At 49.4% G+C, this 17,683-nt stretch carries 17 protein-coding genes and 2 pseudogenes; 4 read left to right on the plus strand and 15 right to left on the minus strand.

Translation table 11 applies throughout. The features are described from left to right. Nucleotides 1-109 precede the first annotated feature (109 nt). Nucleotides 110-1,435 (plus strand): ISNCY family transposase, encoded by a 1,326-nt coding sequence (locus tag Q337_RS0113305; RefSeq protein ID WP_084494850.1) that lies wholly within the window; start codon nucleotides 110-112, stop codon nucleotides 1,433-1,435. A gap of 134 nt (nucleotides 1,436-1,569) precedes the next feature. On the opposite strand, the gene Q337_RS0113310 is transcribed toward Q337_RS0113305, so the two are convergent. Together Q337_RS0113310 and Q337_RS0113315 are read right to left on the minus strand one after the other, a co-directional pair. After that, nucleotides 1,570-2,565, minus strand: a complete 996-nt coding sequence (locus Q337_RS0113310; RefSeq protein ID WP_407636783.1) for an adenosine deaminase — start codon at nucleotides 2,563-2,565, stop codon at nucleotides 1,570-1,572. A gap of 289 nt (nucleotides 2,566-2,854) precedes the next feature. After that, nucleotides 2,855-3,397 (minus strand): annotated as a pseudogene (locus Q337_RS0113315) (ATP-binding cassette domain-containing protein); the annotation flags it as partial. A gap of 95 nt (nucleotides 3,398-3,492) precedes the next feature. On the opposite strand from Q337_RS0113315, the pseudogene Q337_RS17810 reads away from it, so the two are divergent. After that, a pseudogene (locus Q337_RS17810) lies at nucleotides 3,493-4,158 on the plus strand (ABC transporter permease); the annotation flags it as partial. Between the two features lie 430 nt (nucleotides 4,159-4,588). Here Q337_RS17810 and Q337_RS0113330 read toward each other — a convergent pair. The 9 genes from Q337_RS0113330 to Q337_RS17815 all read right to left on the minus strand — a co-directional run bounded on the left by Q337_RS0113330 (nucleotide 4,589) and on the right by Q337_RS17815 (nucleotide 11,818). Next, the gene (locus tag Q337_RS0113330) at nucleotides 4,589-5,035 is read right to left on the minus strand and encodes a PaaI family thioesterase (RefSeq protein ID WP_026472012.1); all 447 of its coding nucleotides are present in this window, start codon (nucleotides 5,033-5,035) and stop codon (nucleotides 4,589-4,591) included. 1 nt (nucleotide 5,036) lies between these two features. Further along, nucleotides 5,037-5,498, minus strand: coding sequence for a PaaI family thioesterase (locus Q337_RS0113335; protein WP_026472013.1), 462 nt, complete (start codon nucleotides 5,496-5,498; stop codon nucleotides 5,037-5,039). A 55-nt stretch (nucleotides 5,499-5,553) separates the two neighbouring features. After that, the gene (locus tag Q337_RS0113340; protein WP_026472014.1) at nucleotides 5,554-6,522 is read right to left on the minus strand and encodes a BtrH N-terminal domain-containing protein; all 969 of its coding nucleotides are present in this window, start codon (nucleotides 6,520-6,522) and stop codon (nucleotides 5,554-5,556) included. Next, complete coding sequence (locus tag Q337_RS0113345; protein ID WP_228133138.1) at nucleotides 6,519-7,157, minus strand: TetR/AcrR family transcriptional regulator; 639 nt, start codon at nucleotides 7,155-7,157, stop codon at nucleotides 6,519-6,521. The genes Q337_RS0113340 and Q337_RS0113345 overlap by 4 nt, the downstream gene beginning before the upstream one ends. A gap of 67 nt (nucleotides 7,158-7,224) precedes the next feature. Beyond that, nucleotides 7,225-8,094 (minus strand): metal-dependent hydrolase, encoded by an 870-nt coding sequence (locus Q337_RS0113350; protein ID WP_026472016.1) that lies wholly within the window; start codon nucleotides 8,092-8,094, stop codon nucleotides 7,225-7,227. 238 nt (nucleotides 8,095-8,332) lie between these two features. Continuing rightward, nucleotides 8,333-9,544: an iron-containing alcohol dehydrogenase gene (locus Q337_RS0113355; protein ID WP_026472017.1), complete on the minus strand. Its 1,212-nt coding sequence runs from the start codon at nucleotides 9,542-9,544 to the stop codon at nucleotides 8,333-8,335. 105 nt (nucleotides 9,545-9,649) lie between these two features. Then, nucleotides 9,650-10,846, minus strand: coding sequence for a ferritin-like domain-containing protein (locus Q337_RS0113360; RefSeq protein WP_051526886.1), 1,197 nt, complete (start codon nucleotides 10,844-10,846; stop codon nucleotides 9,650-9,652). Beyond that, on the minus strand, nucleotides 10,843-10,980 hold the full coding sequence (locus Q337_RS19390) for a hypothetical protein (protein WP_407636784.1): 138 nt from the start codon (nucleotides 10,978-10,980) through the stop codon (nucleotides 10,843-10,845). The genes Q337_RS0113360 and Q337_RS19390 overlap by 4 nt, the downstream gene beginning before the upstream one ends. A 13-nt stretch (nucleotides 10,981-10,993) precedes the next feature. After that, nucleotides 10,994-11,818 (minus strand): metal-dependent hydrolase, encoded by an 825-nt coding sequence (locus tag Q337_RS17815; protein WP_051526887.1) that lies wholly within the window; start codon nucleotides 11,816-11,818, stop codon nucleotides 10,994-10,996. 656 nt (nucleotides 11,819-12,474) lie between these two features. On the opposite strand from Q337_RS17815, the gene Q337_RS0113375 reads away from it, so the two are divergent. Then, on the plus strand, nucleotides 12,475-12,705 hold the full coding sequence (locus tag Q337_RS0113375) for an IS5 family transposase (protein ID WP_004656998.1): 231 nt from the start codon (nucleotides 12,475-12,477) through the stop codon (nucleotides 12,703-12,705). A gap of 38 nt (nucleotides 12,706-12,743) precedes the next feature. Here the strand turns inward: Q337_RS0113375 and Q337_RS0113380 are convergent, their stop codons facing one another. The 3 genes from Q337_RS0113380 to Q337_RS0113390 form a co-directional block, all read right to left on the minus strand. Beyond that, the gene (locus Q337_RS0113380) at nucleotides 12,744-13,958 is read right to left on the minus strand and encodes an NAD(P)/FAD-dependent oxidoreductase (protein WP_001193555.1); all 1,215 of its coding nucleotides are present in this window, start codon (nucleotides 13,956-13,958) and stop codon (nucleotides 12,744-12,746) included. Nucleotides 13,959-14,044: 86 nt separating this feature from the next. Further along, nucleotides 14,045-15,427: a cytochrome P450 gene (locus Q337_RS0113385; RefSeq protein WP_009516417.1), complete on the minus strand. Its 1,383-nt coding sequence runs from the start codon at nucleotides 15,425-15,427 to the stop codon at nucleotides 14,045-14,047. A 58-nt stretch (nucleotides 15,428-15,485) separates the two neighbouring features. Beyond that, nucleotides 15,486-15,806, minus strand: coding sequence for a 2Fe-2S iron-sulfur cluster-binding protein (locus Q337_RS0113390; RefSeq protein ID WP_004658513.1), 321 nt, complete (start codon nucleotides 15,804-15,806; stop codon nucleotides 15,486-15,488). Nucleotides 15,807-16,022: 216 nt separating this feature from the next. On the opposite strand from Q337_RS0113390, the gene Q337_RS0113395 reads away from it, so the two are divergent. Next, entirely contained in the window at nucleotides 16,023-17,102 is a 1,080-nt protein-coding gene (locus Q337_RS0113395) for an AraC family transcriptional regulator (RefSeq protein WP_004658508.1), read from the plus strand. 240 nt (nucleotides 17,103-17,342) lie between these two features. Here the strand turns inward: Q337_RS0113395 and Q337_RS0113400 are convergent, their stop codons facing one another. Further along, nucleotides 17,343-17,657 (minus strand): recombinase family protein, encoded by a 315-nt coding sequence (locus Q337_RS0113400; protein WP_000079429.1) that lies wholly within the window; start codon nucleotides 17,655-17,657, stop codon nucleotides 17,343-17,345. Nucleotides 17,658-17,683 lie beyond the last annotated feature (26 nt).

Here is a 17,683-nt window from a genome sequence, read left to right on the forward strand (position 1 = left end):
ATTGTAACTCCAAAATAGAAATGTCCGGTTTCTCCAAAGTAAAAATGTCCGCTTTTAGAATATGCACTTTTGCAATTTCCTTAGCGGACGGTTTGATATGTTGGTGTCTATGTCGGATAAAGAACTTAAACGATTGTCGGTCTTGCAGGAAATCTGCGATCAACGCATAACTCAATCCCAGGCTGCTCAGCTACTTCATATTTCAGAACGTCAGATCAGACGCTTACTGCAGAAATACAAAGCCCAAGGTCCAGCTGCATTAGCCCATGCCGGTCGTGGCCAAATCAGCAATTCTAAACTTCCTGAAGAACTCAGACTCAAGTGCCTCAATATTGTTTCTGACCAACTCCATGGTTTCGGACCCACTTTAGCGCATGAAAAGCTCACCACCGTACATGGATTCGATCTTTCAGTAGAAACCCTGCGTTCTTGGATGATTGCAGCTGATTTATGGATTCCTCGCGCCAAGCGTCTGAAACGCCCGTATCAGCCTCGTTACAACCGGGACTGTTATGGTGAACTGATCCAAATTGATGGCTCACACCATGACTGGTTTGAAGGACGCGCTGCTAAATGCTGTCTGCTGGTGTTTATCGATGATGCTACAGGAAAATTGCAGCATTTACGCTTCTGTGAGTCAGAATCAACCTTTGACTATATGATTTCAACACGTTTATATGTCGAACAGCACGGTAAGCCTTTAGCGTTTTACAGCGACAAACATTCAGTCTTTAGAGTGAATCAAAGCAGCAAGAAAGACACCAAGATTACCCAGGTTGGACGTGTACTCAGCACCCTGAATATCGATATCATCTTCGCTAATTCACCGCAGGCCAAAGGCCGTGTGGAACGGGCCAACAGAACCCTTCAGGACCGTCTGATCAAGGAGATGCGCCTGAAAGGCATCTGTTCGATTGAGCAAGCTAATGTCTGGCTACCCTGCTTCATTGAGCAGTTCAATCAGAAGTTCGCCAAGATGGCTTTTAATCCTAAGAATCTACATCGGACTGTCACTGAAACAGCCGAAGAATTAGATGATATTTTTACCTGGCGTGAACCTCGCAGAGTCACGAATAGCCTGACGATTACTTATGATAAATGCGTCTATCTGCTGGAAAATACAGAAGAAAACCAGAGTCTCATGGGTAAATACATTGAATTTCTAGAATACCCAGACGGTACGGTCGCCATTGAATATCAGGGAAGAAAAATCAATTACAGCATCTTCGATAAATTAAGTCAGCTGAACCAGCGAGAGATTGTTGAGAATAAACGTTTGAGTTCAGTCTTGGCCCATATCCAGCAACAGCATGAAGAACTGGAACAGCAAAACAAACGAAGTCGTTCTCAATCTATGCCACGTAGACGAGCACAGAAAACAGCAATTCAACAACGAAATCTGAATCCTGTGCTTGACTTGGAAATGTCTGTATAGGACATTTCTATTTGGTTATTAGGTAGGACATTTCTACTTGGGAATAACAGCCGGCTTAGGCTAAGTTGGGTCTTATGGTAAATCAAAGAGCCTGCCTGAGAAACCTGGGCAGGTTTGGATTGAGATCAAAAAAATTAACCCGTCAGCTTCCATGCTTGCCAGATCTGATCAATTTTTGCCAGCTGTCTGGCTTTTTCGGCATCACTTAGCCAGGAGGCAATAAAACTATTTCTGGCCAGTTGCACGATATCCTGATCAGACAGGTTGAGCGCCGTGGTGCAGGCTTTAAAGTTGTCATTCACATAACCGCCAAAGTAGGCCGGATCATCCGAGTTAATCATGACCATTAAGCCCATATCCAGCATCTGCTTTAAGGGATGTTGCTTTAGGGAAGGGAAAACTTTCAGGCGGATATTTGACAGTGGGCATACCGTCAGGGGTGTCTGGTCAGCCACCAGTTGCTTGAGCAGCTGATCATTTTCAAGGCTGCGCACGCCATGATCAATGCGCTTTACCTTCAACAGATGCAGCGCATCCAGCACATATTCAGCAGGGCCTTCTTCCCCGGCATGTGCCACACAGGGCAGGTTTAATGCCTGGCAACGCTTAAACAACTGTTCGAACTTGGCCGGTGGATGGCCCTTTTCACTGGAATCCAGCCCGAAGCCATCTATGCCATGCAGAAAAGGCAAAGCCTGTTCGAGAATCTCAAAACCTTCCTGCTCAGTCAAATGCCTTAAAAAGCTCATAATCAGTCTGGATGACAGGCCCCATTGTGCCTGTGCCTCATCTAATGCCTGGCGAATGCCCTGATACACGGTGGCAAACGGTACACCCCGCAAGGTATGGGTTTGCGGATCAAAAAAGATTTCCGTGTGGACGACGTGATTACTATGGACTTTTTGCAGATAAGCCCAGGTCAGGTCATAAAAATCCTGCTCGGTCAGCAACACGGCTGCACCAGCGTAATACAGGTCTAAAAAAGATTGCAGGTTATGAAAATCATAGGCGGCGCGTAACTCGTCAATACTGGCATAAGGCAAATTGACATGATTGCGCTGGGCCAGTGCAAACATCAGTTCTGGTTCAAGCGTGCCTTCAATATGCAGATGCAGTTCGGTTTTGGGCAATTGTTCAATTAGTTGTTATAGCCTGTCCTGAGTATTACTGCATTGCATGGTCATGATGCACCTATCTTAAGTATTTGGCTTGATTATTTGGCTTGAACATTTGGCCTGAACAGTTAGCGCTAAGGCATGACCAGCAATTAGCCAGTATCAGGCCAGCACGCTGCTGTTTGAGTCATTATGCCTGTTTCAGTATAACCACTATGCATAGTGTAGCCCCTTTGCTGGCGTGGCATAGAGGTTGCTTCTTTTATTTCTTATAAAACACCGTGTAACGATGCAGAGCTGATCTCAATACCGAGGTTGGTTCATCCAGAATGAGCAGTGCCGGGTTTTGTAGCAAGCAGCGTACGATTTCTACCCGTTGCCGCTCCCCAACCGATAAACTATGGACAGTGCGTTTGGGATCAAGCGGCAGGCCATATTTTTCCGATACCTCAATCACCCGGGCTGACAGTGCCGCCAGCTCAAATTTTCCCTCGAGTCCCAGCGCGATATTTTCCGCCACGGTCAGGGTTTCAAACAGGGAAAAATGCTGATACACCATGCCAATTCCTATGCGGCGCGCTGCTGCCGGGCTCTCAATGCTGACTGAACGGCCATTCCAGATGATTTCACCCTCATCAGCTGTGGCCGCGCCATAAATGATTTTCATCAGGGTACTTTTGCCTGCCCCGTTTTCACCCAGAACCGCATGAATTTCGCCCACCCCCACCTTTAAACTGATATGGTCATTGGCAAGCAGCGCGTTATAGCGTTTGGTGATATTGACCAGTTCCAGACGCGGCGGTGCGTTTTCAGCAATGGGGTGCTGTGCTGTAGTAATTTCACCTATAAGCGGATTTTTAGTGCAATCAGCGCTGTTCATGTTTAAAACTTCTCCAACGTTCACCAGCCTTTTGCAATTGCTAAATACATTGCCAGCCAGGGCTGGCTGCCAATCAGGCTGCGTGTGGTCTGGCACTCACCATTTTTGGGGTAGGCCTGTCGGCGTTCATCGGGCAAAGCTTTGTCAGTACCAGTTTGCCCGGTTTACAGCCGTTAAGCATTCCCGGCCTGTCTACAATTCCCTTTATTGGCCCGGTTCTATTTCACCAAAACTATGTGGTGTACCTGTCGATGATTGTGCTGTTGCTGGTCTGGTGGGTATTGGCAAAAACCCGTTTGGGGCTACTGCTCAAGGCAGTGGGCGAGTCGCCAGAGTCAGCACATGCCATGGGCTACCGTGTACTAGCCATCCGCTATGGTGCGGTACTTTTTGGGGGGGCGATGGCCGGAATTGGCGGGGCATTTTTATCTACGGTCTATACGCCGCTCTGGGTAGAAAACATGGTGGCAGGTCGTGGCTGGATTGCCATTGCACTGGTGGTATTTGCAACATGGAAGCCGCTGCGCCTGATGCTCGGGGCTTATTTGTTTGGTGGAGTGACCATCCTGCAATTTCATGCGCAGGCATTGGGGGTTGAGGTGCCTGTCGAGTTACTGGCGGCACTGCCGTATCTGGCAACCATTATAGTGCTGGTGATGATTTCCCGTGACCATAAATTATTGCGGATGAATCTCCCGGCATCACTCGGCAAATCATTTTTGCCTTAAACTGGCAAAAATCATTAGTTAAACCGCAAGCGTGCACACTACCTTATGGCATTGCAGCAAAATATTGGGTTGACTCGGCAGAGTTCATTTTGCCAAATTGATGAGTGAGCTGAATCCGTTGCATAGGCCAGAGGCATTTGAGCGTATCATCAGGTAGGGCAGCCCATTCAAACCAATAACGGCAAGTCAATACAAACTTGCCGCTTTGGTCAGTAAAAACCAGTAGTTTTCATTGAGGCGCTGTTTTCATTAAGACGTAGTTTGCCGCTGCGCTTGTATACACAGGATTAAAACTTCGGTGGAATTACTCCGGTGACATGGGTTTAAACTGAGCATGGGTTTAAACTTAGCAACGATTTAAACTTAGTAACGATTTAAATTTAGCAGCATATCAGCACAAATCTTAATGTTCCCAAGGATAGCAGACGAGCTAGATGTTGCTTTTATTGTCTTTGCGGCCAACCGTAAACAGAAAACGGCCGATGCAAACCAGCTTGTCATCAAGCAGTAACTGAACGGATACTGTGGTAATGCGCCGGCCAGCACGAACAATGCTGGGTATGGCCTGCAAAGTTCCCTTAAACGCTGGCCGCAGGTAATCAAAGGTCATTGTCGAGCATAAGGGAAGCGTAGCATCGCCGCGCTGACGGGCCAGATAGGCTGCTGCAGCCACTTCACCAAAGCTTGCAAGAATGCCACCATGAAAGGTTCCAATCATGGGATTGCCGATATGCGAATCACGGAAATCCATAAAGTAGCGTGTTTCTCCATTTTGCAGTTCTTCGCGAAAACCCAGAAACTCGACAAACGGCTCGTCATACAGGCTCAGGGCCGCGGTGCCGGGTGTATCGGCGCTGTTGTGCTTTACAATACTCATATCAGTGGTCTCGCACTTCATTGTCAAAGGCAGGCCCCATTGTGCCAATAGCAAAAGAGCCAGCCGCTGTTGCCAGCAGTTCGCCACTTTCTTCTGCAAACGCACGGCCGGTAATAAAGGCAACTGTATCTGTCCTGCCGATGCAATCCACTACAGCCTTTAAACCCATTGCCGCGGGAATGCTACGTAGAAAATCGACACGCAAATCAATGGTGGCAATTGGTTCCAAAGAGCGCAATGATGAAAAAATAGACAAGCCGCACGTGGTATCAAGCAGTGTTACCAGGGCTCCCCGGTGCAGCGCACCCTTACGGTCCGCCAGTTGTTCAGAGAAGGGCATGCTCATTTCGGCATGACCATTGCTCACGGCGCCGACATTAATATTGAACATATTGAACAACGCATGATTCGTCCCAAAAAACGCTTTAGCCATCGTAAGATGTGTCGCGTTATTACCGTCCATTGTTGACTCCCGCCATTTCTGACTAATTGAATTACAAAAAAATTAACGGCACGTTTCAGAGTGCAAGGGCGGCATCTACATAATTGCGCTCTGTCTGCATGACCGCAAAAATTGCCGCTTCAATGGCAGCATGCGGAAAGTCCGGGCTTTCAGAAGCCGATTTCAGGCACATGGCTAAAGCAGTCCATGTTTTTTCACAAGCCCGCATTAACAACGGCAACTGCTGCTGCTGTACACCGGCGTTATAGTGAATCGCCTCATCAAGGAACTCGGCATACATTTTCCGGAACCCGCCGCCACCTGTTCCACGCTTCTCGATGACCTGATAGGCAAAGCGGGTGGTCCAGTGCCAGTCACCTGTGCTGCCCCAGCGCCCAAGGTCATCTAGCCAGGTTTGCAGGGCCGATAGACCCCCTGTGGCTAATGAGCTGGCATTGTCACGGATGACCTGGGTGATTATCTCGGGCGTAATGTGCCCTTGAAATGCGTTCGGGGTGAACATGTTGCCATGATGAATAAACGGCGGCTGCGTAGAAAATCGCGCGCGCGTGAGAGCCTGTTCGCTCACGGACAGCACATCAGGGCGCTCAGTGTCAGTAACCAGAATCTCGCCCGTCTCTGGGTTTTTCGACCAGGCCGCAATGGCGTGACCGGGAAAGTGAGTGGTGCTGTTAAAGTAAGGCAGGTAAAAAATATCTGTCAGCAGCAGGGTGGGGCGTCCCGCATCCAGGCAGTTGCCAAGCGCTACGGCTGCCAACTCGGGGGAATCGAAAGTTTGCCATTCAAAAGGTATGCCCAGGCTTTGAAATACGCGTGCTTCAAATCCCAGGGAACGCACATGCACTAAAAATGGCACAGGGGCATCCGCCGCTAGCTCCAGGTAAGTCACCCCAAGCCCTGAACCTAATCCAAGGCACATGGCCTCAGAAATAGTCAGCCCATTAAATTCAAGCAGGTCACGAATTGCAGAGCTGCCACAATGTCTCCCGATGGCATGGGTAATTTGAACATCCCGTTTCTTCACAGGTTTTTTGCCTCGTCGTGAAAATCCATATTAAGTATGCCTCTTGTCATCATTTGCCATATGGCATCAGCGATTTGTTCAAGATTGTACTTTCCATTGTCCTTATACCAGGTGGCCGCCCAATTGATGGCGCCTAGGCCAATAAGCCTTAACAGATCCACATCCACATCCTTACGGATAAAACCCTGAGTCTTCAGCTCATTTAGGATGGCGTGCCAATATTGTTCGTATCGGTCTCGTTCGGCGATCATCTGCTCACGTGCGGCACCATGGAGCGAGCGCCACTCAAACAAAAGCACATATACCATATCATCACCAGACATGAGTACATTAAGATGGGCGTGCAGTGCCGATTTCATTTTTTTTAGAGGATCCTGGATCATTGAGGTTGCTTCAATGATCCCGTGGATAGTTCTTTCAATGGCCAGCTGCATCATATCAACCAGAATATCATCCTTACTGCGATAGCGATAATGAAGGCTGCCGGGAAGAATGCCGCAAGCCCTTGCAATTTCTCGGACGCTTGCACGCTCAAAACCCTTTTCCCGGAACAGCCTGGCAGAGGCAGCGAGCACTCTTTCGCGGTCTGTAACCTCGACTCGAGCAGATTCTCGACTTAACACGGCTTCACTCATACTATGGTATCAGACCAATATAATACTCGATTTAGTCGTGTAAAATCTTCCAGCACTTCTGCTTATTTTATGCTGCCGCCGCAATTGGAATGTTAAAAACAATTCGCGAAGCTTCCATGGGGTCCTGATGCTTGTCATATTCTGCCAGCCAGGCACTGACTTTTTCCGGGATACCTGTATCAGCAGGGTGGAAGCCCGGTTTAAACCAGTCCAGATAGCGTGGAATAAGTCTGGTAATCAGGCCACGTGGCCCATACAGCCGATAAAACCCTTTGGCAAGCACTAAGGGCTGACCTTGCATTTTATCAACCTTTAGCATATGCCAAAGCACCGAGCCCACAACGGCATGCACTAGCACAGTGCCTACAATCAGGGCGGACGTGCGTATGAAATAGCCACCACCTGCTGCTTTTTCATACACATCAAAGGCCACCGCCTTGTGTTCGACTTCTTCTACACCGTGCCACATGTACATGGCGCGCATGGCGGGATGGGCGTTCTTGAACATCTCACCTTCATCGTCCATAAAGCCTTCGCCCAGTGTGGCGGTAATGTGTTCAAAGGCAGCTGTCATGGCCAGCTGATACTTGGCAGGCAGGTGTTTCTGGAATACCTGAATAAAAAGCTTTAATCGGGATATGACTTTTTCGACATGAATGCCCTGCGCCTGCATCACAGCATTATACTGGTCATGCACGATACCGTGTTGGGCTTCCTGACGGAAAAAGTTTTTGATATCTGCTCTGAGCGTGGGATCGGTGACCTGATTTTCATAGTTGCGTACCGACTGAATAAAAAACCGCTCGCCATCGGGGAAGTGAATAGAAAGCGCGTCAAAGAAACGCGTCAAAACAGGATCGCCATCGTTCCAGAAAACGGGAACGTCACTTAAGGCAAACCGCGGCTTGCGCGGCTGAATAGTCATTAGATGCGTCATGGTAAAGGTCTCCTTTAAAGCGATTAAACGGACGTAGACCTGCTATCAGCTTTGCCCTCAGGGGCGAGACAGGTCATGAGTTACCGTCTGAACCAAAGTCAGACTGACTGCTCGGTCAAGTTCAAATTAGCACTATATTGGTCAATTGACCAAATGTCAAACCCGCCTTCGTCAGCACTGCGTTATAAATCTGTACAGGAACTCTGGCTGATGCAGAGTGCAGGCGATATGAGTTGTGTTAACGGCCGGTCAGTGCACCCAGAAGATTTTTTGCTTCGGAATGGCTCATGTATTTCGGCACGGCATAGGTGCCATGCGCCTCGGCAAATGCAGCATTTGCCATGGCTTCAAAGTCGCTGCTGTTCATGCCGGGAATACGCGTATCAATGTTTAACTCAACAAGCAGTGCCTTGACATGGGCGATAAGGGCGTCAGTTGCTTTTGCATCACTAACGCTGGCCTCAGCGAGGCCAGTCTGCCGGGCCAAAGCTGCCAGGCGCTGGCGTGATGCCTTGCGGTTAAACTCAAGGATATGCGGCATCACAATTGCATTTGCGCGGCCATGGGGGATGCCATAGTAGGCGCCGAGCTGGTGTGCAATGGCATGAATATAGCCAAGACCTGCCTGATTTAGCGCCAGACCTGCATAATGGGAGGCCAGGGCCATGGCTTCGCGTGCATTCAGGTTGTTGCCATCACGCCAGGCCAGTGGCAGGTTTTCAAAAATCAGGCGAATTGCTGCACCCGCGTAATAGTCACTTTCTGGCGAAGCAAATTCACTGACCCAGGCCTCCAGTGCATGGGTTAAGGCATCAAGGCCGGTATCGGCCGTCACGGAACGTGGCATGCCCTGCATGATTTTTGGATCCAGCGCAGCAGCAAGCGGCACCAGCTTCGGGTCAATGACCAATCCTTTCTGGTGGGACTGGTTGTCAGAAAGTACTGCGCCGATACTGACTTCCGATCCCGTTCCTGCGGTGGTGGGTATGACAAACAAGGGTAGTGAGCGCTTGCTGCCCTTGAATATGCCAATCAGTTCTTGTGGGGTTTTTTTGTTGGTGGCTGCCAGGGCAATGACCTTGGCTGCATCAATCGATGAGCCGCCACCGACGGCCAGCACACTGTCGCAATGAGACGACTGTAGTACTGACAGCCCGTCTTCAACCACACGAATGGTAGGGTCAGGGCTAACCCCGGAAAACACCGAGGTCTGGATACCATGCTGTTTGAGCGCCTTCTCCAGCGGCTGGATCAAACCCAAGTCATACAGGATTTGATCAGTAACAATCAGCACATGACTGACCCCGAGATGGGAGATGGTTGAGCACAGCCTGAGTGCCGAATCGGGGCCGACCAGGACAAGAGGACGCGGGACAGGCACAATGCGGATAACCAGTTTAAGCGCAGCCAGCTGTGCTTTTGCCTTTAGGATAGTGGTCAGGATTGCCATGAAATTTTCCAGTCAGTGGTTTACGTGTATTTAAGTGTTTGGATGAAAATGCCCCGAGTTGCTAATCAGCTCAAATCAGGGCTGTTGCTTTAGCAGAAGCACAAACTACGCTGCTTCGTGATCCAGTTCTTGCACCATTTGCTCGCCACTCACTTCCGGCGCGGCCTGACCGGAAAAGTAAATGCCCAGGCCTGCTTTTTCATAGTGCGGGCGAATGCGGTCAGACAGCAGGCCAATTTCCCGGATATTTGGCACCAGCCGGGTAAACATGGTTTTGCGGAAACGCTGCATGCCTGGTGAGTTCATGATCAGTTGGCGCCATTGATCCCTGCTCACGCTGGTTCCGTCAAACCATTCTTCATAGACTTCATAAGCCATAAACCGGTTACGCATCAGAAGTGCCACTTCATAGGCCCAGTCTTCGCGCTCATTCCGTTCTGATTTGGAGATGCCGTAATTGATGTGTTCTTTGAGTGCCAGCACCCCGTAATGAACGTGCCGCGCTTCATCCTGAATCACGTATTTTAGCAATTCCTTGAGCAACGGTTCTTTGGTGCTTTGATACAAAAAGCCAAAGGCGCCCAGTGCCAATCCCTCAACCATGATCTGCATGCCAAGAAATTTCAGGTCCCAGCGCGAATCTGTCATCAAGGCATCGATAATGACAAACAGGTTGTCGTTGATGTGATACATTTTGCCCAGTTTTTCAGTTAGATAGCGATGGAAAACCTCGACATGACGGCCTTCATCCATAACCTGAGTGGAACCATAGAGCTTTCCATCAAAAAAGCTTACAGATTCGGTCACCTGTGCGGCAGCCAGCAAGGCGCCCTGCTCACCATGCAGAAACTGGGACAGCATCCAGCTGGACATGGAGTGCACCATGCGTGGCTGGTCCTTGCTGTCCAGCCTGATGCCCAGTGCTGTGGCAGCATTCAGGTCAATAAGGTCCAGGGGAGCGATGGGCAGGTCGGGATTTAATGGATCCACCGGGGTATGCCAGGGTAAATCAGAACCATTCCACTGGCCGCGTTTGGCGCGCTCATAAAGCGCATGCATTTCAGGATGGTCATGCGGGTAGGCCCAGTTGAAATGTGCGGCATGGGCTGCCGGCATGTCGGTGGTATCACTACGCTTGCCCACACTAAAAAGCAGCCCACGCACGGCAGAGGGCGCTATGGCGCGCATGACACTAGGGCTTTTCATCGATGCAAAAATGTCGGCGGCTTCCATAAGGCCATCGACACGGTTTTTGAGGTGGCCAGGTAAAATGTTTCGAATGCTATCAAGGGGAGTGTTCATGAGATGTCTCCGGTGGGGGTGATAGGGCTTGGGGGGTCAACTTCAAACGTAACGGCAGTCAAGGGCCGGCTGATGCACGCCAATGCGTAATGGGCCTTGCGTTCCTCCGGCATCAGACAATTCGGTTCATCCATGTCAACTTCGCCGTTAAGAATTTTCACGCGACAGCGCCCATTCAGCCAGCCAAGAATTAACCTTTTCTGGGATTTCGGTGTCGCTAGGATGGAAACCTGGCTTAAACCAGTCCAGATAGCGTGGAATAAGTCTGGTAATCAGGCCACGTGGTCCATAGAGGCGATAAAATCCCTTAGCAAGCACCAATGGCTGACCTTGTAGTTTGTCAATTTTCAACATATGCCAAAGAACTGAGCCAACCACCGCATGTACCAGTAGCGTTCCGATAATCAAAGCAGATGCGCGGGTGAAATACCCCCCACCTGCCGCTGTTTCGTAAACATCAAAGGCTACTGTTTTGTGTTCGACTTCTTCTACCCCATGCCACATGAACATGGCACGCATTGCGGGATGAGCATTCTTGAACATCTCACCCTCACCCTCCATAGCACCCTCGCCTAGTACAGCAGTAATATGTTCAAAGGCAGCTGTCATGGCCAACAGATACTTGGCGGGCAGGTGTTTTTGGGAGAGCCGAATAAATAATTTGAATCTTGCGATGACCTTTTCGACATGAATGCCTTGCGACTGCATCACCGCATTATACTGGTCATGCACAATGCCATGTTGCGCTTCTTGGCGAAAAAAGTTTTTGATATCTTCTCTCAGTTTAGGATCTGTGACCAGATCCTGATAGTTACGCACCGACTGAATAAAAAAACGCTCTCCATCGGGGAAGTGAATAGAAAGTGCATCAAAGAAGCGTGTTAACACCGGGTCACCGTCGTTCCAAAAAACTGGAACATCACTTAAATCAAACCGCGGCTTACGTGGCTGGATATTGATCATATGAGTCATGGCGAGAGTTTCCTTGTAAAGGCATCGAATGTCTGTAAACCTGCTATCACATTTGACCTTGAGCAATATTTTTCACCTTGGTCAGGCACAGCAAATATCACACAAGAATTCAACGGGTATTGGTCAAATGACCAAATGCATATTTTGAATATATATTGGTCGATTGACCAAATGTCAAGCCTGTCCTCAAAATTTGATAGAATGAGTTAACAACGCAGCAGGTGAGCCAGATCATCTTTGACATCGAATATAGCTACCAGACCTTTTGGCAGAGGTGTTTTTTTAATGTTAGTTTTTTTACATTAGAGTGTGTTGACGTTTGAAAATATTGATTGCAAATTGGAGGCAGACTCAGAGAATTAAAGCTCTCCCCATCCGAGTCCACCATGCCACGCTTTATGCTGAACGACCAACATTGAGCAAAGATTTCTCCTATGCTCAAGCAACAGGACATTGATCACAAACCAAATTTACGGCTCACCGTAGAAGCCATGCTCTACAGAATGTGGGTGAAATGTCCATGGCTAGACCTACCTCCTGACTGAGTTTGGTCAGCAGCCTAATCTCTACAAAAGATACAACGACTGGTCAGCAAAAGGTTTTTTCCAAAGCATACTCAGGGTTTTATCTACTGACTCTGATATAGAGTAGGGGTTATGGATAGCAATTACGTCAAGGCACATCAACATAATGCACGTGCTGCAACTCACGATCAGGAGGCGATTGGCTTAAGTCGAGGTAGCAAGACAAGTAAGATCCATCTTGCCGTAGATGGGTATGGATTACCCATCGTGTTTGCGATCACGGGTGGTGAATTACACAAAGCCAAAGCTGCACCTGACTTGCTCTCACAGGTATCTATCGATGCCATTCTGATTAACATCTGAATCAGCGTAATGCAAATCTAGCCTGATGTAGTTTTAAGCTACCCCATCAACGCCTGTACCGCAATCGACTCATCCGCCAACCGCAGTGGATCGACCGCCGTACCAGCCGTGATCAGCTTTTTGCTTAGCATAAACTCCTGCGGACGATTCACACAATCCGCCGCAATCAGGCGACCCGCCTGCAAATAAAACGCTGCAAAGCTACGCCTTTGCTGCACATCACCCCGAATCACGATCTGATCATACCCCTGACTGAGTCCCGCAATCTGCAACTTTAGATCATACTGATCTGACCAAAACCAAGGCAAACTCTTCGAGGTCCGCTGTAAGCCACACAAGGTCGCCGAGGCAATTTTGGCCTGTTCATTGGCGTTTGGTACCGACTCCAAGCGCATCCGCCGCTGATAAATCGGATTAAACGCATTGGCACAATCCCCGATGGCCACAATCTCTGGCGCACTGGTACGGCAATACTCATCAATCACAATACCATTGTCCACCTGCAAGCCCGCGTCCAGCGCCAACTCGATATTCGGTACAACCCCGACCCCGATGATCACCAGATCTGCATCGAACATCGAACCATCGGCACACAGCACCGCTTGCGCCCGCCCCTCACCCGTGATCGCCGTGACCGACACACCGGTATGAATCGTCACACCCTGTTCGCGATGAATCCGCGTATAAAAGTCCGACACTTCCGGTGCAGTTACCCGCTGCAAAATCCGCTCGGCGGCTTCCAAGACCACCACCTGCATGCCCTGCTCGGTCAATGCGGCGGCTGTTTCAAGACCGATATAGCCACCACCGATCACCACTGCTTTGCCGTTGGGTTGTACAAATGGCTGGATAGCCTGTACATCGCTGATATTTCTAAGATAATGCACACCTGCCAAATCAGACCCAGCCAGCGACACCGTCCTGACTCGTGCACCGGTACACAGCGCCAACTGGTCATACGCAAGCGTACTGCCATCTTGTAGTGTCACGCTGCGCGCTGCCCGATCAATCGCAACCACCCGCCCGTGCCGAAATTCGATCTGATTTTTTTGATAAAAAGCGGCTGGCCGAATCAATAACTCATCGACCAGTTGTGCACCGCATAAAAAGGTCTTGGACAACGGCGGTCGATGATACGGCAAATACGGCTCATCGCCGATCACCACAATCTCGCCCTGCCAGCCATCTGGCCGCAGACTTGCCGCCAACTGCGCCGCAGCATGACTTGCGCCAATGATGACGATTGTTTGCATATGAATTCACTCAGTTCATGGTTGATGCACAGCATCAATTGTTGCCGACGACAGTTGCAAAATGCCTCTGTCGCCTATTTTGATACCTACGCTTTGGCAGTCAGTTTGACCATCATCTTGGCATAGCCGCGCACAAAGTTAGACTGCACCAACTCTGGCTCACCCAATACCTCAATATTGTCGAAGCGAAGCAATAACTCCTCCCACAGAATCCGCAACTGCATCTCGGCCAAGCGATTGCCCATACAGCGATGCACACCAAAGCCAAATGACAAATGATTGCGTGCACCTTTACGATCAATCAAAAACGCATCTGGCTGTTCAATCACCCGCTCGTCACGATTGCCCGAGGCATACCACATTAAGATCTTGTCGCCCTTACGGATGGTTTGGCCGTGCATCTCGATGTCTTGCTTGGCGATGCGACGCATATACGCCAGTGGGGTCTGCCAGCGAATGATCTCGGACACCATATTTGGAATCAGGCTCGGTTGGTTTTTCAGTTTGACAAACTGCTCAGGAAACAGGTTCAGCGCATATACCCCGCCGGTCATGGAGTTCCGCGTGGTGTCATTCCCACCGACAATCAGCAAGGCCAAATTGCCCAAAAACTCCATCGGACGGTGAATCAAATCCTTGGTATCGTCATTGCTCAGCATTAAGCTAATCAAATCAAATCCCATCGGCTCACCTGCCGCTTGCTGAGCCGCCTTGGCATGCCACAGCGCGGCAAACTGCTTGGCCATATCAGCGGCGGCATTAAAAAGCACATCGTTGTCGCTAATCTCACCGCCCGTGGCTTCTGCGCTGCCCGCCAACGTATCAGACCAGTACACCAGCTTGTGCCGCTGTTCATACGGAAAATCTAACAAGGTCGCCAGCATGCGTGCGGTGATTTCTTTGGACACCCGCTCCACCCAATCAAACGGCGTATCGAGCGGCAAATCATCCAAAATCTCTTGTACCCGACTGCGGATCAGCCCTTCCATTTCTTTTAAATTTTTCGGTGCGACCACACCTTGTACCGCTTGACGCTGCACATCGTGCTTAGGCGGATCCATTGCAATAAACATTTCCACATCCAGTCCGGCGGGCGGCTTGCCAATCACAATCACCGGTTCCGCCGAAAACAGCTCGTGGGATTTGTCCACGAACACAATATCGTCATAACGGGTAATCGACCAAAATGCACCGAATGGACTGCTTTTTTGGTAATGAACAGGACGCTCGTCGCGTAGCCGCTTAAAGTATGACTGCCATTGATGCTGTCGATATAAAAACGGATTGCTCATATCGATGTCTTCGAGCTTGAGCGTGGCAACATCGGGGATTGGCTTTTCTACAAAATCAGGGAACGGTTGCGCCTGTGTCACCCGTTGCTTGACCTTTTGGAACACCTGCATGCCTTTCACTTGTAAATGCATGGGTATCGGCAGCAGGGCTGAAATTTGGTTTAGTGTGGCTTGCATGTTTTTCATGATTCATTCCTCAATGATGATGCTTAACAGCTGTTGAAATCTGCCGTCACTACATTTGAAACTCAGGCAAATGCACCACCATGCCATCCATTGCATCGGACAATTGAATCTGGCACGCCAAACGAGACGACGCCGTACCTTCTGGTACCATCTCTAGCATGCGCGCCTCTTCGTCATTGGGCTGTCCTGTCGCCGCCAGCCAAGCACCGTCAACGATCACATGACAGGTTCCACAAGCACATTCGCCACCGCAATCTCCATCAATGCCGGATACGCCGTGATCGATAGCCAGTTGCATCAGCGACTTGCCCGCTTCGATGTCAAGTACGGTGGCGGTACCGTCATACTCGATCAATGTAATTTGACCCATTATTACTACTCCTGTGTGGTATACGGTTGCTGGTGACGCCGATGAAAATAGCCATCCCTCTTTACTCATAATAGACATGTATCCATACTGCTTACAGGTCTCTTGTTGACAATATAGGGTCATTAAAAGACGATTATGGCGCTGTAGCCCCATCGTCGATTGCATTTTTCTAGTCGATGTTCTTTCATACTGGTCTGTTATTGAGGTGTTTGAGCCATGTTGCATCCAAGTCTGCTGACTGGTCTCGCCAGTACAAGTGAATCTGCTAATATCCCCTGTAGCTATACCCGTCTGATTGGCCGAGAGCTGGACTTGCAGGCGCGTGACCTACCTAAACTATTAAAATTCACCACGCTGACCGCTGAACAACTGATGCGTGACGACACGATGATCACGGCCAGCCAACAGATTCAAATCTTACAAAATAGCTTGGAGTTGTCCGCATCCGATCAGTTTGGCTTGCGTTTAGGGCAGCGGCTCACGCCGTCAACACATGGCTCGATGGGCTTTTTAATCAATAGCAGCCCGAACTTATTGGCCGTGTTACAAGCGTTTCAAACTTTTTTGCCGACCCGTATGAGTTTGATTAGGCTCGAAACACACACCAATGCTGAGTGGACGACCTGCTTGATTTTCTTTGAGCAGACCTTGAGTCATGCAGTACATCGGCTACTGTCCGAAACTGTTGCGGTGATTTTTTCGGAATGTGCCGAATTTATTGTTGGACGACCGCTGACCGAGGCGGTGATTCAGTTTAGCCATCCCGCCCCCGATCATCATGCCTGTTACGCGGATTATCTTGCCGGTACCTATCAGTTTGATCAGCCACAACTGTCGATCCGAGTGCCGACCGAGTTGTGCTTGATTGCCAATGCATCCGCGCAGCACGATAGCTATCTGCTGGCGATGCAACAATGCGAAATGATCCTCAACCGGCTCAAGACCCAACAACACAGCACCACCTACCAAGTGCAAAAAGCCATGCTGTCCTATCCGCTCGGGCAACTGAGTGAAGAGGATCTGGCTGCAGCCTTGTTTATGAATAAGCGTACGCTGGCCAGACGTCTGGTCAAAGAGAACACGAGTTACCGGCTGATTCGAGATCGGATTTTATCTGAGAAAGCCAGTAGTTATTTACATGACCCTCAAATATCGGTCGAGGCAATTGCCAGCTTACTGAATTACCACGACTCTGCTAATTTTCGGCGCGCGTTTAAACGCTGGTTTGGTGTATCACCAAGTGCTTATCGGCGAAAAATCACCCATCGGCAAGAAGAAAATGACCTGAGAGAATGAGGTTGTTCGTATGATTGTTAATACGTTGAAACATCAATACGCCCTAGAAAAATACCTTAAAACGCTATGTCAGAGATGGCAATCATATGGCAGCCCTCCACTTCCAATCCGATAACCTCAACTCAACCCAACGCTTGCAACCCGCTGTGAACTCTGTAGAGGTTTTAATTCCCATTGCAGCCCATCCACCGTCAATGTCTTCAGTTAGGGGTCGTCTCAGGAAACGGAAAATATAGCACGCTAAGGATTTTCACTCCGACTTCTTTTAACGATATCCAACACGGTATTTTTGCTTAGATTGACCAGCCGACCGACTTGTCGATAAGAGTGTCCAGCAGACACCAACTCCAACACTTTAGGTGCCAGACGATCTGACTTGGTACGTTGACCAGGACGACGACCAAACACAACGCCCCGCGCTTGTGCCGCTGCTACACCAGAGCGCACACGTTCACGTAGTAAATCTCCCTCAAACTCTGCTAATGCAGACATCACAGAAGCCATGAGCTTTCCCTGAGATGTGGAAAGGTCAAACTGCAAACCTGTTTGTGCCACCAGAGATACCCCGAAATGCCCAAGAT

Source organism: Alkanindiges illinoisensis DSM 15370 (assembly GCF_000619845.1).
GTDB lineage: Bacteria > Pseudomonadota > Gammaproteobacteria > Pseudomonadales > Moraxellaceae > Alkanindiges > Alkanindiges illinoisensis.